Source organism: Luteimonas sp. R10, from assembly GCF_045689605.1.
Lineage (GTDB): Bacteria > Pseudomonadota > Gammaproteobacteria > Xanthomonadales > Xanthomonadaceae > Luteimonas.
Map to the genome: position 1 here is coordinate 1,656,435 of NZ_CP141262.1, position 15,932 is coordinate 1,672,366.

Genomic DNA, 15,932 nt, shown 5'->3' on the forward strand with positions numbered 1-15,932 from the left:
GCTGGGATGGGGGCAATGCCGGAGCCGGCGCATCGTGGTGATCGGCATTGGCTCTCAAGTGGCGAGATCGCCGCACTCGACATGCGGTCGCGGCGTTGCGCGCCCAGGCGCCGTCGTCCCCCACCCCAGCCCTCCCCCGTAAACGGGGGAGGGAGCGGGCCGCGGGAGGAGCAGGTTGCGGGAGGGAGCGGGTCGTTGGAATGCCGGTGAACGCCGCGGCCCGCTCCTTCCCCCGCTTGCGGGGGAAGGCTGGGATGGGGGCAAGGCCGGAGCCAGCGCATCGCGACGATCGGCGTTGGCTCTCGAGTGGCGAGATCGTCGGTCTGGATAGCGCTAGACTGCGGTGAGAACGGCACATGGAGTGCGATATGCGCAAGGATGCGAAGCGCGACCTCGCCAGGGCGTTGCGCCGCGACATGACGACGGCGGAGTGCATGCTCTGGCGGCAACTGCGCCGGCGACGATTGGGATGGCGTTTCCGGCGCCAGCATCCCATCGGACCCTACGTTGCAGATTTCGTCTGCGTAGAAGCAAGGCTGGTGATCGAGGTCGACGGCGGCCAGCATATGGGCTCCGCGACCGATCCCAGGCGCGACGCGTTCCTGCGCACCCGTGGATTCGAAATCCTGCGGTTCTGGAATAATGACGTGACGGCGAACCTCGAAGGCGTCTGCACGGCAATCGCGGCGCATCTCCGGTCGCGCCCCCACTACGATCCACCGGACGTCCCCAGCCACGGCCCCTGACATGCCCAAACCCCTGCGCATCGCCCTCGCCCAGTTCGACTTCCCCGTCGGCGCCGTCGCCCGCAACGCCGAGCGGATCGGGCTGATGATCGTCGAGGCGCGCGAGGAGTACGGCGCCGACATCGTGCTGTTCCCGGAGCTGGCGGTCAGCGGCTATCCGCCCGAGGACCTGCTGATGCGGCCGTCGTTCCTGGCCGACTGCGAGCAGGCGCTGCACGCCATCGCCGCGCAGGCGCAGGGGATCGTGGCGGTGGTCGGCTGGCCGGAGTCGGCCGGCAGCGTGCTGTACAACTCGGCCAGCGTGCTGCGCGACGGCAGGGTCGCCGCCACCTACCGCAAGCGCGAGCTGCCGAACTACAACGTGTTCGACGAACGCCGCTATTTCCACGTCGATCCGGACGGCGGGTCGTGCGTGTTCGAGGCCGGCGGCGTGACGGTGGGGCTGGTGATCTGCGAGGACCTGTGGTTTCCCGAGCCGCTCGCCGATACCGCGCGCGCCGGCGCGGAGCTGGTGCTGGTGCCGAACGCCTCGCCGTTCGAGCGCGGCAAGCACGCGCAGCGCGATGCGCTGCTGGCCGAGCGCGTGCGCGAGAACGGCGTGGCGCTGGCGTATCTCAACGTGGTCGGCGGCCAGGACGCGCTGGTGTTCGACGGCAGCTCGGTGCTGGCCGACGCCAGCGGCAAGGTCCACCACGCGGCGCGCGCGTTCGAGGAGCACTGGCTGGTGGCCGACTACCATCCGCGGTCGCGCGAGCTCACCGCTGTGCAATGGCCGCTGGAGACCGACGGCGGCCGCGATGCGCTGGCCTGGCGCGCGGTGGTCCGCGGCGTGCGCGACTACTGCTTCAAGAACGGGTTCTCGAAGACCTGGCTGGGCCTGTCCGGCGGCATCGACTCGTCGGTGGTGCTGGCGATCGCGGTCGACGCGCTGGGCGCGGAGAACGTGACCGCGGTGCGGATGCCGTCGCGCTACACCGCGGACCTGAGCAACGACCTGGCCGACGAGCAGTGCCGGGCGCTGGGCGTGAGGCTGCTGACGCTGCCGATCGAGGCGCCGTTCCAGGGCTTCCTCGGCACCCTGTCGGAAACCTTCGGCGACGTCCCGGTCGACGCCACCGAGGAAAACCTGCAGTCGCGCACCCGCGGCGCGCTGCTGATGGCGCTGTCCAACAAGTTCGGCGGCCTGCTGCTGACCACCGGCAACAAGAGCGAGTACGCGGTCGGCTACGCCACCATCTACGGCGACATGTGCGGCGGCTACGCGCCGATCAAGGACCTGTACAAGACCGAGGTGTTCGCGATGGCGAAGTGGCGCAACACCGTGGCCGGCGCGCCGGTGATCCCGCCGGCGGTGATCGCGCGGCCGCCGTCGGCGGAACTGCGCGCCAACCAGAAGGACGAGGATTCGCTGCCGCCGTACGACGTGCTCGACGGCATCCTGGCGCGCTATGTCGACGGCGAGCAGTCGCGCGAGGAGATCGTCGCCGCCGGCTTCGCCGCCGACACCGTCGACCACGTGCTGCGGCTGGTATGCATCAGCGAGTGGAAACGGCACCAGGCTGCGCCCGGGCCGAAGGTGTCGCGGCGCGCGTTCGGCCGCGAGCGGCGCTATCCGATCAGCAACGGTTACGCCGGCTGATCGGTTGCTGGAGCGCGCTAGAGCCCTTCTCCCGCCTTCCCCCCAAACGGGAGGAGGGATCGCCACGGGTAGAATCGACCGATCACGATTCTCGGTGTACAGGACATGGCGAAGAAGAAACGCAGGCAATCCCCGCAACGGCCGGCGGCGGCCACGGCCGCGGCAGCGGGCGCCCAGTCAAGGGCGCGGCCGCCGCGGTTGAAACCGGACGCCTGGGTGCTCGCGCTCGCCGCGCTCGGCCTGTTGCTGACCGGCTACCTGACGGTCGCCGCCTGGAGCAGCGCGGCACCGGCGTTCTGCGCCGAGGGCGGCGGCTGCGACGTGATTGCCGAGAGCCGCTGGTCGACGCTGTTCGGGCTGCCGATGGCGCTCTGGGGGTTCCTGATGTACGCGCTGATCGCGCTGGTGGCCGCGACCGGACGCTCGCCGTCGCGGCGTTGGCGCCGGCTGTCGCGGCTGTCGCTGCTGGGACTGGCGGTGAGCGTGTACCTGACCGTCGTTGCGCTCGTCGCGCTGCAGGCGACCTGCGGCTGGTGCCTGGCCTCGCTGGCGGCGATGGCGGCGATCTTCGCGCGGGTGCACCTGCGACGGCCGGCGATGCCGGAACTCGACCGGCGCAGCTGGTGGCTCGGCGGCGGGCTGCTGGCGCTCGGGCTGCTGGCGGTCCTGGAGGTGGCGACCAGCGGTGTGCTCGACCGGCGCCCGGAAAATCCGCGCGTCGCGGCCCTGGTGACCCACCTGGAGGCGATCGACGCGAAGTACTACGGCGCCTCGTGGTGCGGCAACTGCCGCCGCCAGACGCGCCTGTTCGGCGCCTCGGCCGACCGCCTGCCGTATGTCGAGTGCAGCCCCCAGGGGCGCGGCGGTGCGGTCGCGCGCGAGTGCGTCGCGGCCGGAGTCTCGTCGTATCCGACCTGGGTCATCCACGGCCTGCAGCACACCGGCGTGCTGGAGCCGGAGGAGCTGGCACAGCTGTCGGGGTTCGACTGGGAGGCGCGTTAGCGCCGGCCGGAATCGCCTGCGGCGCGGGCGGGCGCGGCGGCCTCACCGGCTTCGCGCATGGCGCGCTCCTATGACGGCTACCGTCGGATGCCATGCGCGCGATACCGCGGGACTCGAATCCGTCGATCCCATGCGAACCCCGCGCACCCGGTCCGCTTGCGGGCGCCACGACCTGCCCCTTTCCCCGCTAGTGGGAGAAGGTCGGGAGGGGGCCAGGCCGGAGCCGGCGTGCCGTCATGTGAGGATCGACTCTGGGGCGTAGGCTTGCCGCACTCGATACGAGGTGGCGACATCGCACACCGGGCGCCGTCACCCCCACCCCGGCCCTCCCCCGTAAACGGGGGAGGGAGCAGATCACGACGGGCACATCAAGGAAGCGGCGGATTCGGCAAGCGAAGCGACGGCCGAATCGGTCGAACGCCGCCGCGATCCGCCCTGTTCCCGGATCAGTTCTCGCGCAGCGGGGACTTCTCGCCGGCGAACGGATTCAGCTTGCGGATCGCCCACGGATAGTCGGGCCAGTCGCCGCTCAGCCACGGGTGGTCGGGCTCGTTGAGCTCCAGCACGCGACGGGCATCGGCAGCCAGGGTCTCGTTGCCCAGCCGCGTGTACGCTTCGGCCAGCACCGCCACCGCGTCGTTCTGGTACATGCTTTGCGGATAGGTCTCGAGTACGTAGGTCGCGCGCTTGCTGGCGGCCACCCAGGCGCCGCGCCGCAGGTAGTACAGGGCGGTTTCCATCTCGTGGCGGGCGAACATGTTGCGCAGCGCGGCCATGCGCTGGCGCGCGTCGTCGGCGTAGCGGCTGTTGGGGAAACGGTCGACCACGGTGTTGAAGTTGGAATAGGCCTCGTGGGGCGTGGCCAGGTCGCGGCGGCTGGCGTCGAGCGACCACACCCGCTGCAGGAACACGGTGTCGCGGTTGGCGTTCACCAGGCCGCGCAGGTAGTACATGTAGGCGGTGTTGCGGTGGGTCGGGTAGGTGCGCAGGAAGCGGTCGATGCTGGCGATCGCCTCCTCGTTGTTGCCCGACTTGTAGTGCGCGTAGGCGGTCTCGATCAGCGCCTGTTCGGTGTAGGGGCCGTACGGATACTGCGCCACCAGGCGGCGGAAGGTGTTGGCCGCACTGCTCCAGTTGCCGTAGCGCATGGACTGGTGGCCCTTCTCGTACAGCTCCTCGACCGGAACGCCCTCGTCGACCTCGGTCTTGTCGCCGCGCAGGCGCGAGCAGCCGGACGCGACGAAGGCGGCCAGCAGCGACAGGATCAGCGCGTTGCGCAGCAGGGAGCGGGCTTGGGTCATGGGGCGTTGGGCGTGAGCGGCACGAAGGGCCGATAATAGCAGTCCGGGTCGCCGGCCCGACGACCGCGCCTGAACCGAGGCCATCCATGACCGATCCCGATCCCGACCGCAGCATCCCGCGCAGCCTCCGAGTGCCGGAAGCGCTGGCCGGGCGCCGCTTCGATGCGGCGCTGGCCGAAATGTTCCCGGAGTTCTCCCGCTCGCGGCTGTCCGAGTGGATCAAGGCCGGCGATGCCCTGCTCGACGGCCGCCAGGCGAGGCCGCGCGACCCGGTGGCCGGCGGCGAGACCGTCACCCTGGAGGTGGTGCTGGAGGAGCAGACCCATGACGCGCCGGAGGACATCCCGCTGACGGTGCTGCACGAGGACCCCGAGGTGCTGGTGATCGACAAGCCCGCCGGCATGGTGGTGCATCCCGGCGCCGGCAACCGCAGCGGCACCCTGGTCAATGCGCTGCTGCACCGCGATCCGGCCCTGTCGGCGCTGCCGCGCGCCGGCGTCGTGCACCGGCTCGACAAGGACACCTCGGGCGTGATGGTGGTGGCGCGCACGGTGCAGGCGCATGCGGCCCTGGTCGCGCAGCTGTCCGCGCGCAAGGTGCATCGCCAGTATCTGGCGATCGTGGTCGGCGCGCTGGTCAGCGGCGGCACCGCCGACGCCGCGATCGAGCGCCACCCGCGCGACCGCCTGCGGATGGCGGTGCGCGACGACGGCCGCGACGCCGTCACCCATTTCCGCGTGCGCGAGCGGTTCCGCGCACATACCGCGCTCGAATGCCGGCTCGAGACCGGCCGTACCCACCAGATCCGCGTGCACATGCAGCACCTGCGCCACCCGATCGTCGGCGATCCGATGTACGGCGGCGCGCTGAAGCTGCCGAAGGCGGCCAGCGGGGAACTGGCCGCCGCCCTGCGCGGGTTCCGCCGCCAGGCGCTGCATGCCGAGACGCTGGAGTTCGTGCACCCGCGCAGCGGCGAACCGCTGCGGACCACGGCGCCGGTGCCGGAGGACATGCGCATGCTGATGCGGTGCCTGCGCGAAGACACGAAGGCGCATGCCGGAACCGGACGGTGATGCCGGCGCCGCCGCGCCGGGACGATCGTCGGTGCACCCGCGCGCGTCCCGCCGCCGCCCGGCGCCTGCGGGCGCCCCGGTCGGCGGGGCGGGGATGAGCGGCGCGCTGAGCGTGGACTGGCCGGCGCCGCCGGGCGTGGTCGCGTTCACCACGCTGCGCCATGGCATCGGCGTGTCGCGGCCGCCGTTCGACAGCTTCAACCTCGGCCTGCGCTGCGGCGACGAAACCGACGCGGTGCGGCGCAATCGCGCCCTGCTGGCGCAGCGCTTCGGCCTGCCCTCGGATCCGTGCTGGTTGCGGCAGGTGCATGGCACGGCGGTCTGCTGCATCGGTGGTTCCGGGCGCGACGATGCCATCGTCGCCGGGCCGGGTGCCGCGGCCGGCGACGAGCCGGAGGCCGACGCCTCGGTCACTGCGACGCCCGGAGCAGTCCTGGCAATCCTGACCGCCGACTGCCTGCCGGTGGTCCTTGCCGCGAAGGACGGCAGCGAGGTCGCTGCGGCGCACGCGGGCTGGCGGGGCCTGGCTGCCGGCGTGCTGGAGCGCACCGTGGCCGTGATGCACGCCCGCCCGGGCGGGGTCGTCGCCTGGCTCGGCCCGGCGGCGGGGCCGCAGGCCTACGAGGTCGATGCCGGGGTGCGCGAGGCGTTCGTCGGGCACGATGCGCGCGCCGGCATCGCCTTCACGCCGACGCGGCCCGGCCACTGGCGCGCGGACCTGTACGCACTGGCGCGGCTGCGCCTGGCCGCCGCGGGCGTCGCGGCCGCCGACGTCCACGGCGGCGGCCTGTGCACGATCTCGGACGCCGACCGGTTCTTTTCGTACCGCCGCGAAGCCCGCACCGGTCGCATGGCGACGCTCGTATACCGGGCCTGATTCGCCGTTCTGATCCCCGCTTCCGCTCCTTCCCCCGCTTGCAGGGGAAGGCCGGGATGGGGGCGCGGGCGGAGCGGTGGCGGCTGCGTGGCCGCCGGCGGTGATGCGCATTCGGGACCGTTTCATGCACTCGTGTCCGCTGCCGGGCGTTCGCTGCGCCGGCTCCGTCGGCCCCCACCCCAGCCCTCCCCCGTGAACGGGGGAGGGAGCGGAAATCGGGGCTGTCGCACGGCTTGTTTCCTGTTCCTTCCCCCGCTTGCGGGGGAAGGCTGGGATGGGGGCAGGGGCGGAGCGGTGACGGCTGCGTGGCCGCCGGCGGTGATGCGCATTCGGAACCGTTTCGGGCACTTGTATCCGCTGCCGGGCGTTCGCTGTGCCGGCTCTGTCGGCCCCCACCCCAGCCCTCCCCCGTGAACGGAGAAGGGAGCGGAAATCGGGGCTGTTTCCTGCTCCTTCCCCCGCTTGCGGGGGAAGGCTGGGATGGGGGCACGAGCGGAGCGGTGACGGCTGCGTGGCCGCTGGCGGTGATGCGCATTCGGAACCGTTTCGGGCACTCGTATCCGCTGCCGGGCGTTTGCTGCGTCGGCTCCGTCGGCCCCCACCCCAGCCCTCCCCCGTGAACGGGGGAGGGAGCGGGCATCAGGGCTCTGGCGCGATGTTTGGGAAACGGGAAACGGGAAGCGGGAAGCGGGAAGCGGGAAGCGGGAAGCGGGAAGTGGGAAGTGGGAAGTGGGAAGTGGGAAGTGGGAAGTGGGAAGCGGGAAGCGGCGGATGCTTCGTCCGGCGTCAGGCCGCTTCCAGCGCCTGCAGGTAGCTGCGCCGCCAGTGGCCGATGTCGTGCCTGCGCAGGTGTTCCATCATCGCGTGCCAGCGCTCCTTGCGCTTGTCCAGCGACATGGTCGCGGCGATGGCGATGGCGTCGGCGACGCCGTCGTAGTCGTGCGGATTGACCAGCAGCGCCTCCTTCAGCTCGTAGGCGGCGCCGGCCAGCAGCGACAGTACCAGCACGCCGGGGTTCTCCGGGTCCTGCGCCGCCACGAATTCCTTGGCCACCAGGTTCATGCCGTCGCGCAACGGGGTGACCAGGCCGACCCGCGCCATGCGGTAGAAGCCGGTCAGCGTGCCGTGGGCGAAGTTGCGGTTGACGTAGCGCAAGGGCGTCCAGTCCGGCTGCGCATGCGCGCCGTTGATGTGCCCGGAGATCTGCTCGAGCTCGCTGCGCAGCTTGCGGTATTCGCTGACGTCGCCGCGCGAGACCGGCGCGATCTGCAGGTAGGTCAGGCTGCCCTTCTGGTCGCGGTGGCGTTCGAGGTAGCGCTCGAAGCCACGGAAGCGCTCCGGGAGTCCCTTGGAGTAGTCGAGGCGGTCGACGCCGATCGCCAGGTCGCGGCGATCGAGGCTGGCGTGCAGGCCGCGGATGCTGGTCTTGCCGACCGCCGCCGCCGACTGCCTGGCGATGCCCGCGGTGTCGATGCTGATCGGGAACGCCGCCGCGCGGAACCGGCGCCCGCCCGGCGCCTGCAGCATGCCGTCGCTGAGCACCTTGCCGCCGCCGAACAGGCGCACGTAGTCCTGGAAGCGCTCCACGTCGCGCCGGGTCTGGAAGCCGACCAGGTCGTAGGCGTACAGCGACGAGAACAGCCGCGAGTGGTTGGGCATGGCCGCCAGCAGGTCGGAGGACGGCATCGGCACGTGCAGGAAGAAGCCGATGCGGCAGCCGATGCCGCGCTCGCGCAGCATCGAGGCCAGCGGGATCAGGTGGTAGTCGTGGATCCAGACGACGTCGTCGTCCTTCAGCAGCGGCGCCAGCTTCTCGGCGAACAGCGCGTTGACCCGGGCATAGCCTTCGCGGGTCTTGCGGTCGTAGTCGACCAGGTCGAGGCGGAAATGCAGCAGCGGCCACAGCGTGCGGTTGGCGAAGCCGTTGTAGTACGCGTCCAGGTCGGCGCGGCTGAGGTCCACGGTGAGGTAGCGGATGTCGCCTTCGCACCGCTCGTGCAGCCGGCCGCTGCCCTCGCGCGAGGTCTTGCCGCTCCAGCCGAACCACAGCCCGCCGTGCTCCTCGAGCGCCGCCTCCAGCGCCACCGCCAGCCCGCCGGCACGGCTCTCGCCCGGCACCGCGACGCGGTTGGAGACGACGACCAGGCGGCTCATGAGGCGTGCTGCCAGCTGCGCGACAGCCGCATCGCGGCGATGATCAGGCCGACGTGCGAATAGGTCTGCGGGAAGTTCCCCCAGGCCTCGCCGTCCTCGAACGACAGGTCCTCCGACAGCAGGCCGAGCGGATTGCGGCGGGCGAGGATGCGCTCGAACATCACGCGCGCCTCGTCGTGGCGCCCGATCGCCGCCAGCGCGTCGATGTACCAGAAGGTGCAGATGGTGAAGCTGGTCTCGGGCGAGCCGAAGTCGTCCGGGGCGATGTAGCGGAACAGGCCGTCGCCGTGCTTGAGCTCGCGGCCGATGGCTTCCACGGTGGCGACGAAGCGCGGGTCGTCGGGCTCGACGAATCCGATGTCCGACAACAGCAGCAGCGAGGCGTCGAGGCGACGGCCGCCGAAGGTGTCGGTGAAGTGGTTCAGCTCCGCGTTCCACGATTCGGCCAGCACGCGCTCGCGAATGGCGTCGGCGCGTCCGCGCCAGTAGGCGTCGCGGTCGTCGAGGCCGAGTTGCGCGGCGATCTTGCCCAGCCGGTCGCAGGCCGCCCAGCACATCGCGCTGGTGTAGGTATGCACCTCGGCGCGGCCGCGGAATTCCCACAGGCCCGAGTCGGGCTCGTCGTGCAGCGCGAACGCGTGCTCGCCCAGCGGTTCCAGCTTGCGGAAGGTGTCGGCATTGCCGGGATCGGCCAGGCGCAGGTCGAAGAACAGCTGCGTCGAGGCCAGCACCACGCTGCCGTAGATGTCGTGCTGCTTCTGCACCCAAGCCAGGTTGCCGCGCCGCACCGGCCCCATCCCGCGATAGCCGCGCAGGCTGTCGACCTCCTGCTCCTCGAGCTTCTCGGCGAAATCGATCCCGTACAGCGGCTGCAGGCTGCCGTCGTGCGTGGCGATGTTGAAGATGTAGCGCAAGAACTCCTCCATGCTGCGGGTCGCGCCGAGACGGTTGAGCGCGCGCACCACGAACGCGGCGTCGCGCAACCAGCAGTAGCGGTAGTCCCAGTTGCGCGGCGTATGCGGCGCCTCCGGGATGGAGCTGGTCATCGCGGCGATGATCGCGCCGCTGTCCTCGTACTGGCACAGCTTCAGCGTGATCGCGCTGCGGATCACCGCCTCCTGCCACTCCAGCGGGATCGACAGGTAGCGCACCCATTCGCGCCAGTAGTGCGCGGTGCGTTCCTGCGCCTCGTGCATGAACAGTGCCAGCGGCCGCGTCAAGGACTCGTCTGCGCCGAGCAGCAGGTGCATGGGATGGCTGAGGACGAACGGGATTTCCTCGCGCACGAAGCGCACCGGCGCGTCGGTGGTCAGGCGCAGGGTGAAGCCGGGCAGCAGATAGCGGACGTGGTTGCTGCCCCAGGTGACCTCGGGCAAGTGCGCGCCCCAGTCGGCCAGCGGCCGCAGGCGCACGCGGACGCGCGGATTGCCCGACAGCGGCGACACCTTGCGCATGATCGAAACCGGCCGGTAGAAGCGGTCGTTCTGGCGCCAGCGCGGCGCGAAGTCGATGATCTCCACCGCGCCGCCGTGGCGGTCGTACAGCACCGTGCGCAGGATCGCGGTGTTGGTGAGATAAGCCTGCTCGCTGCGTTCGAAGTCCTCCAGCTCGATGCCGAAGTCGCCGGCATCGTGGTCGCGCGGCGAGAGCAGGGCGCAGAACGCCGGATCGCCGTCGAAGGCCGGCAGGCAACTCCAGACCACGCGCGCGCGATTGTCGATGAGCGCGCCGAAACTTCCGTTGCCGATCACGCCGAGGTCGAGCGTGGCTTGCGTCATTCCGTCAGGGTCCTGTGGTTGGATTCGAGCCAGGCGTAGACAGCGGCGGTGTCGGGCAGCCGGTAGTGCGCCGCGCTCGGCTGGCGCTCGCCGACCAGCACGCTGATGCCGTCGCGGGCGTTGACCACGGCGAAGCCGTGCTCGTCGGTGAGGTCGTCGCCGACGAACACCGGGCGACGGCCGCGGAACGGCGCCTCGTGGAGGAACGCGGCGATGGCATCGCCCTTGTCGGCGCCGCCCGGGCGCAGTTCCACCACGTGGTCGCCGTGCTGCAGCCGGTAGCCGGGCAGCCGCGGCAATGCCGCCTCGGCGAAGGCGCGCATCGCCGCCGCGTGCTGCGGGGCGCGGCGCCAGTGCAGGCTGATCCCGGCGCCCTTGTCCTCGACCACGGTGCCGGGATGGCGACCGGACAGCGCTTCGGCTTCGCCGCGCACGCGGTGCAGGGCCTCGGACGGTCGCGGCGACTTCGCCTGGCGCCCGCCGTTGCGGCGCTCCAGCCCGTGCATGCCGGCGACGGGAAGCCGCAGCGGCGCGAACAGTTCGTCGAGTGCCGCCAGCCTGCGCCCGCTGACCAGCGCCACCGCGCCGTCCAGCCGGCCGGCCAAGGCCCGCAGGATGTCGCGCAGCGGCGGCGGTACGGCGACCGCCGCCGGATCGGGTTGGAAGTCGAGCAAGGTGCCGTCGACGTCCAGGAACAGGGCGCAATCGTCCCGGAGCATCGGCGGCGGCGGGCGGGTGGGGGTCGCAGCTGCCATGCGGCCCATTGTGCCGAAGTCGGGTGAAGGCTTTCGAGTCGGGGTCCGCGGGTGCGAATTCGGGGCTTGGTGGTTCGAGGTCGGGACCCCCGTTCGGCCTCGCGGGAAGTGCCTCACAACAGTCCGAAGGGCTGATCATCCGAGGACGTGGATTGTCGATGGCTCGACGTCCATGGATTCCCGCCTTCGCGGGAATGACGATGTTCAAGCCCGTAGGTGCTTGACCGTCATCCCGGCGCAAGCCGGGATCCAGTGCCCGAAAACATGCGGCGAAGCCGAACTTGATCCCGGCCTGCGCCGGGATGACGAAGAGGCCATCGCGCTTCGAGCAGGGGCCATCGCGCGTCGCCGACGCGAAGCCGGGTCTGGCGTCCCGGGCCGGCGCGCGGGTCCGGGCCTCAAGCCACGCCCGAGGCGGGGCGGGCGACCGAGCCTTCTGGTCCGGGTCCCTCGATCTCGCCCTGTCATGATCATTTGCCCAGACTGTTGCTGTGCTGCAACATGCCTGTGCTTCGCCCCCTTCACGCCACCGGATGACCACCGTCATGCCCACGCCCGAGCCGTGCAATGCCGCCCTTCCCCTGTCACGCCTGCTGGCCGCTGCGGTCGCGCTAGCGCTGGCGTCGCCGGTCCTGGCGCAGTCGCTCCAGGACGACCCCGCGCAACCGCCGTCGGCGACCACCCTCGATGCCGTCGAGGTCACCGCGCAGCGACGGGTGGAGAACATCCAGGACGTGCCGGTGTCGATCACCGCGGTCTCCGGCGAGAAGCTCGACGTGCTCGGCTCGGGCGGCGGCGACATCCGCTTCCTGTCCGGGCGCGTGCCCAGCCTCAACATCGAGTCCTCCTACGGCCGCGCGTTCCCGCGCTTCTACATCCGCGGCCTCGGCAATACCGATTTCGACCTCAACGCCTCGCAGCCGGTGTCGCTGGTCTACGACGAGGTGGTGCAGGAAAGCCCGTTGTTGAAGGGCTTCCCGGTGTTCGACCTGGAGCGGGTGGAGGTGCTGCGCGGGCCGCAGGGCACGCTGTTCGGCCGCAACACCCCGGCCGGCGTGGTCAAGTTCGAGTCGGCCAAGCCGTCGCAGGAGGCCGGCGGCTACGCGCAGGTCTCGGCCGGCAACGACGGCCTGTTCAACTTCGAGGGCGCCTACGGCGGCCCGCTGACCGAGCGCTGGTCGGCGCGCGCCTCGGCGCTGTACCAGCGCCGCGACGACTGGGTCGACAACGCCTTCGACGGCCCCAACGACGGCTTCGAGGGCTACGACGAATCCGCGGCGCGGGTGCAGTTCCTGTACGAGGGCGACGGCTTCGAGGGCCTGTTCAACCTGCACAAGCGGCACATGAACGGTACCGCGCGGCTGTTCCGCGCCAACATCATCGCCCCGGGCAGCAACGACCTGGTGCCGGGCTTCGACCGCGACGTGGTCTCCACCGACGGCACCAACTTCTCCGACCTGGAGACCTGGGGCGGCAGCGCGCGGCTGCGCTGGGACCTGGACCGGGTGACGCTGCATTCGATCACCGGCTACGAGAGCGCCGAGTCGCTCAATCGCGGCGACATCGACGGCGGTTCCGAATACACCTTCGATTTCGATCCCTCCGACGGACTCGATATCGGCGCGCCCGTCGTCGGGGCGCGGTTCCCGTCCGAGTCCGCCGACGGCCTGCCCGACCACCGCCAGATCACCCAGGAGTTCCGCGTCGAGTCCGACGAGTGGGGCCGCTTCGACTGGCAGGCCGGCGCGTTCTGGTTCGATGAGGACATCACCATCGACAGCTTCAACTACGACACCCTGGGCGGCGGCGTGCGCGCCGGCTGGGCGCAGCAGACCCAGCGCAACAAGGCCTGGGCGGTGTTCGCATCCGGCGACTACGACCTCACCGAGCGCTTCAAGCTGCGCGGCGGCGTGCGCTACACCGACGACGAGAAGGACTTCAGCGCGCGCATCATCGAAAGCGCCACCGGCGGCGGTCCGGCCGGGCCGTTCCCGGTGCGCACCGACGCCAGCGACGTCAGCTGGGACCTGAGCGGCGTGTTCGCGATGAACGACGACGTCAACTTCTACGCGCGCGTGGCCAAGGGCTTCCGCGCGCCGTCGATCCAGGCGCGGCTGCTGTTCCAGGCGGTGCCGCAGCCGTCGGTGGCCGATTCCGAGGAGGCGCTGTCGTTCGAGGCCGGCGTCAAGGCCGACCTGTGGGACCGCCGTGCGCGGGTCGGCTTCAACGTGTTCCGCTACGACGTCGACGACCAGCAGATCATCGCCGTGGGCGGCGCCCGCAACGAGGCGATCCTGCTCAATGCCGACAAGACCCGCGGCCAGGGCTTCGAACTCGACCTGGAGGCCTACCTCGCCGAGAACCTGCTGGTCACCTTCGGCAGCAGCTACAACGACACCGAGATCGACGACCCGGACCTGGCGGTCGCGCCCTGCGGCGGCGGCTGCACGGTGCTCGACCCGGCAAATCCCGATCCCGCCCGCCCCGGCACGGTGCTGATCGACGGCAACCCGCTGCCGCAGGCGCCCGAGTGGGTGCACACGCTCACCGCGCGCTACGGCGTGCCGGTGGGCGGGGGCGAGGTCTTCGTCTACACCGACTGGGCCTACCGCAGCGCGGTGAACTTCTTCCTGTACGAGTCGGTGGAGTTCCGCAGCAAGTCGCTGCTCGAGGGCGGCCTGCGCGTGGGCTACAACTGGAACTACGGCGACTACGAGGTGGCGCTGTTCGGGCGCAACATCACCGACACCACGCGCGTGGTCGGGGCGATCGACTTCAACAATCTCACGGGGTTCCTCAACGAGCCGCGTACCTATGGGGTGGAGTTCACCGCGCGGTTTTGAGGCGGTGATTCGTGATTGGTGATTCGAAAAGGCGCTGAGCACGGCGGCGCCGTTCGCATCTTTCGGTTCCTGGAAGCAAATCCCCGGTTCTGCCGGGGATGCTTACATCGTGATACGTACTCCCGGAGTCTCGCGTCGATGCCGTCATCCAACGAATCACGAATCACCAATCACCAATCACGACACCAATCACGGCTCTTCGTCCCCGGCGACCTCAACGGCTTCTTCGGCCTGGTGGTCGACAACCTGTCGATCCTCGGCTTCATCGCCGCGGCGCTGGTCGGCATCTTCGGGGTGCCGGCGGAGATCGTGTTCGGTCGCATGTTCCCCGGCACCGCGTTCGGCGTGCTGGTCGGCAACCTGCTGTACACGTGGATGGCGCGGCGGCTGGCGGCGCGCACCGGGCGCGACGACGTGACCGCGATGCCGCTCGGCCTGGATGCGCCGACCAGCATCGGCATGGCGCTGCTGGTGCTGGGCCCCGCGTTCGCCGGTTTCCGCGCGCAGGGGATGGATCCGCAGGCGGCCGGCATCGCCACCTGGCAGCTGGGCATGGCCTCGCTGGTGATCATGGGCGCGCTGAAGCTGGTCCTGTCCTTCGCCGGCGACGCGATCACCCGCTGGGTGCCGCGCGCGGCGCTGCTGGGCTCGATCGGCGGCGCCGCGCTGGTGCTGCTGGGCTTCCTGCCGCTGGTCGAGACCCTGCGCTCGCCGGTGGTCGGCCTGGCCACCCTGGGGCTGCTGCTGTACGCGCTGGTGGCGAAGGGGCGGCTGCCGCTGCGGATCCCCGGCGTGCTGTTCGCGTTCCTGGTCGGCCTCGCCCTCTACTACGGACTCGGCCTGGCCGGCGCGCTGCCGGGATTCGCGCTGCCGCGGCCGTTGCCGCTGGCGCCGGTGCTGCCGTGGCCGACGCTCGGTTTCCTCGAAGGCCTGCCGGCCGCCGTGCCCTACCTGTCGCTGCTGCTGCCGTTCGGCCTGCTGATGGTGATCGGCGGCATCAACGTCAGCGAAAGCGCGCGCGCGGCCGGCGACGATTACCGCACCCGCGACGTGCTGCTGGTCGAGGCGGCGTCGACGCTGGTCGCCGGCGTCTGCGGCGGCGTGGCGCAGACCACGCCCTACATCGGCCAGCCGGCCTACAAGCACATGGGCGCGCGCAGCGGCTACACGCTGCTCACGGGGCTGTTCATTGGCCTGGGGGGCATGCTCGGCATCGTCTCGGGGCTGGTGCAGTGGCTGCCGCTGGCGGTGCTGGCGCCGATCATCGTCTACGTCGGCATCGACATCTCGGTGCAGGCCTTCCACAGCACCCGCCGCGAGCACGCGATCGCGGTGGCGCTGGCGTTCCTGCCGGCGGTGGCCTACCTGCTGACGATCAAGTTCGGCAATCCGGCCTGGATCGCGCCGGAGCGCTTCGCCGAGCTGTACGCCTCGGCCGACGGCCACGGCCTGCCGGAACTGGCGACGATCGTGGTGCTCGGCAACGGCTTCATCATCACCGCGATGCTGTGGGCGACCACGCTGGTGGCGATGATCGACGCCCGCCCGTGGCGCGCGGTCGGCTGCCTGCTGCTGGCCGCGGCGCTGACCGCGTTCGGCGTCATCCATTCGGTGCATCCGCAGGGAGCGGTCTACCTGCCGTGGGAACTCGACGGCCTGCGCCGCGCCATCGCCTGGCAGTTCGCCGCCGCCTACGCCGCGCTGGCGGTGCTGCTGGGCCTGCTGGCGTTGCAGCCCCCGCGTTCCCCGGCGCGCTGAGCAGGC

11 protein-coding genes are annotated in these 15,932 nt (G+C 70.8%); 7 read left to right on the forward strand and 4 right to left on the reverse strand.

Translation table 11 applies throughout. From position 1 onward, the window contains the following. Positions 1 to 368: 368 nt before the first annotated feature. From U3649_RS06940 to U3649_RS06950, 3 genes are all read left to right on the forward strand, one after another. Positions 369 to 746 carry an endonuclease domain-containing protein gene (locus tag U3649_RS06940; RefSeq protein WP_407354129.1) on the forward strand — a complete coding sequence of 126 codons (378 nt, stop codon included), beginning with the start codon at positions 369 to 371 and terminating at the stop codon, positions 744 to 746. 1 nt (position 747) lies between these two features. After that, the gene (locus U3649_RS06945; RefSeq protein WP_407354130.1) at positions 748 to 2,385 is read left to right on the forward strand and encodes an NAD+ synthase; all 1,638 of its coding nucleotides are present in this window, start codon (positions 748 to 750) and stop codon (positions 2,383 to 2,385) included. Positions 2,386 to 2,490: 105 nt separating this feature from the next. Continuing rightward, on the forward strand, positions 2,491 to 3,387 hold the full coding sequence (locus U3649_RS06950; protein WP_407354131.1) for a vitamin K epoxide reductase family protein: 897 nt from the start codon (positions 2,491 to 2,493) through the stop codon (positions 3,385 to 3,387). 446 nt (positions 3,388 to 3,833) lie between these two features. Here U3649_RS06950 and U3649_RS06955 read toward each other — a convergent pair whose 3' ends face one another. Beyond that, positions 3,834 to 4,688, reverse strand: coding sequence for an outer membrane protein assembly factor BamD (locus U3649_RS06955; RefSeq protein WP_407354132.1), 855 nt, complete (start codon positions 4,686 to 4,688; stop codon positions 3,834 to 3,836). 86 nt (positions 4,689 to 4,774) lie between these two features. Here U3649_RS06955 and rluD point away from each other — a divergent pair, with 86 nt between their 5' ends. Together rluD and pgeF are read left to right on the forward strand one after the other, a co-directional pair. Continuing rightward, positions 4,775 to 5,761: a 23S rRNA pseudouridine(1911/1915/1917) synthase RluD gene (rluD, locus tag U3649_RS06960; protein ID WP_407354133.1), complete on the forward strand. Its 987-nt coding sequence runs from the start codon at positions 4,775 to 4,777 to the stop codon at positions 5,759 to 5,761. A 94-nt stretch (positions 5,762 to 5,855) separates the two neighbouring features. Continuing rightward, entirely contained in the window at positions 5,856 to 6,638 is a 783-nt protein-coding gene (gene pgeF / locus U3649_RS06965) for a peptidoglycan editing factor PgeF (protein ID WP_407354134.1), read from the forward strand. 786 nt (positions 6,639 to 7,424) lie between these two features. Here the strand turns inward: pgeF and otsA are convergent. Genes otsA through otsB form a run of 3 tightly spaced genes read right to left on the reverse strand, consistent with a single transcriptional unit; the run spans position 7,425 to position 11,325 of the window. Beyond that, positions 7,425 to 8,792, reverse strand: a complete 1,368-nt coding sequence (gene otsA, locus U3649_RS06970; RefSeq protein WP_407354135.1) for an alpha,alpha-trehalose-phosphate synthase (UDP-forming) — start codon at positions 8,790 to 8,792, stop codon at positions 7,425 to 7,427. After that, positions 8,789 to 10,570 (reverse strand): glycoside hydrolase family 15 protein, encoded by a 1,782-nt coding sequence (locus U3649_RS06975; protein WP_407354136.1) that lies wholly within the window; start codon positions 10,568 to 10,570, stop codon positions 8,789 to 8,791. The genes otsA and U3649_RS06975 overlap by 4 nt, the downstream gene beginning before the upstream one ends. Next, the gene (gene otsB, locus U3649_RS06980) at positions 10,567 to 11,325 is read right to left on the reverse strand and encodes a trehalose-phosphatase (protein ID WP_407354137.1); all 759 of its coding nucleotides are present in this window, start codon (positions 11,323 to 11,325) and stop codon (positions 10,567 to 10,569) included. Before otsB ends, U3649_RS06975 begins: the two co-directional genes overlap by 4 nt. 545 nt (positions 11,326 to 11,870) lie before the next feature. Here otsB and U3649_RS06985 point away from each other — a divergent pair. Both U3649_RS06985 and U3649_RS06990 read left to right on the forward strand, forming a co-directional pair. After that, positions 11,871 to 14,168, forward strand: coding sequence for a TonB-dependent receptor (locus tag U3649_RS06985; RefSeq protein ID WP_407354138.1), 2,298 nt, complete (start codon positions 11,871 to 11,873; stop codon positions 14,166 to 14,168). A 138-nt stretch (positions 14,169 to 14,306) separates the two neighbouring features. Further along, positions 14,307 to 15,926, forward strand: coding sequence for a hypothetical protein (locus U3649_RS06990; RefSeq protein ID WP_407354139.1), 1,620 nt, complete (start codon positions 14,307 to 14,309; stop codon positions 15,924 to 15,926). Positions 15,927 to 15,932 lie beyond the last annotated feature (6 nt).

Bases quoted from the DNA above. Each gene is read 5' to 3' on its own strand.
- U3649_RS06940 (WP_407354129.1), top strand. From the start codon at position 369: ATGCGCAAGGATGCGAAGCGCGACCTCGCCAGGGCGTTGCGCCGCGAC.
- U3649_RS06945 (WP_407354130.1), top strand. From the start codon at position 748: ATGCCCAAACCCCTGCGCATCGCCCTCGCCCAGTTCGACTTCCCCGTC.
- U3649_RS06950 (WP_407354131.1), top strand. From the start codon at position 2,491: ATGGCGAAGAAGAAACGCAGGCAATCCCCGCAACGGCCGGCGGCGGCC.
- U3649_RS06955 (WP_407354132.1), bottom strand. From the start codon at position 4,688: ATGACCCAAGCCCGCTCCCTGCTGCGCAACGCGCTGATCCTGTCGCTG.
- rluD (WP_407354133.1), top strand. From the start codon at position 4,775: ATGACCGATCCCGATCCCGACCGCAGCATCCCGCGCAGCCTCCGAGTG.
- pgeF (WP_407354134.1), top strand. From the start codon at position 5,856: ATGAGCGGCGCGCTGAGCGTGGACTGGCCGGCGCCGCCGGGCGTGGTC.
- otsA (WP_407354135.1), bottom strand. From the start codon at position 8,792: ATGAGCCGCCTGGTCGTCGTCTCCAACCGCGTCGCGGTGCCGGGCGAG.
- U3649_RS06975 (WP_407354136.1), bottom strand. From the start codon at position 10,570: ATGACGCAAGCCACGCTCGACCTCGGCGTGATCGGCAACGGAAGTTTC.
- otsB (WP_407354137.1), bottom strand. From the start codon at position 11,325: ATGGCAGCTGCGACCCCCACCCGCCCGCCGCCGCCGATGCTCCGGGAC.
- U3649_RS06985 (WP_407354138.1), top strand. From the start codon at position 11,871: ATGCCCACGCCCGAGCCGTGCAATGCCGCCCTTCCCCTGTCACGCCTG.
- U3649_RS06990 (WP_407354139.1), top strand. From the start codon at position 14,307: ATGCCGTCATCCAACGAATCACGAATCACCAATCACCAATCACGACAC.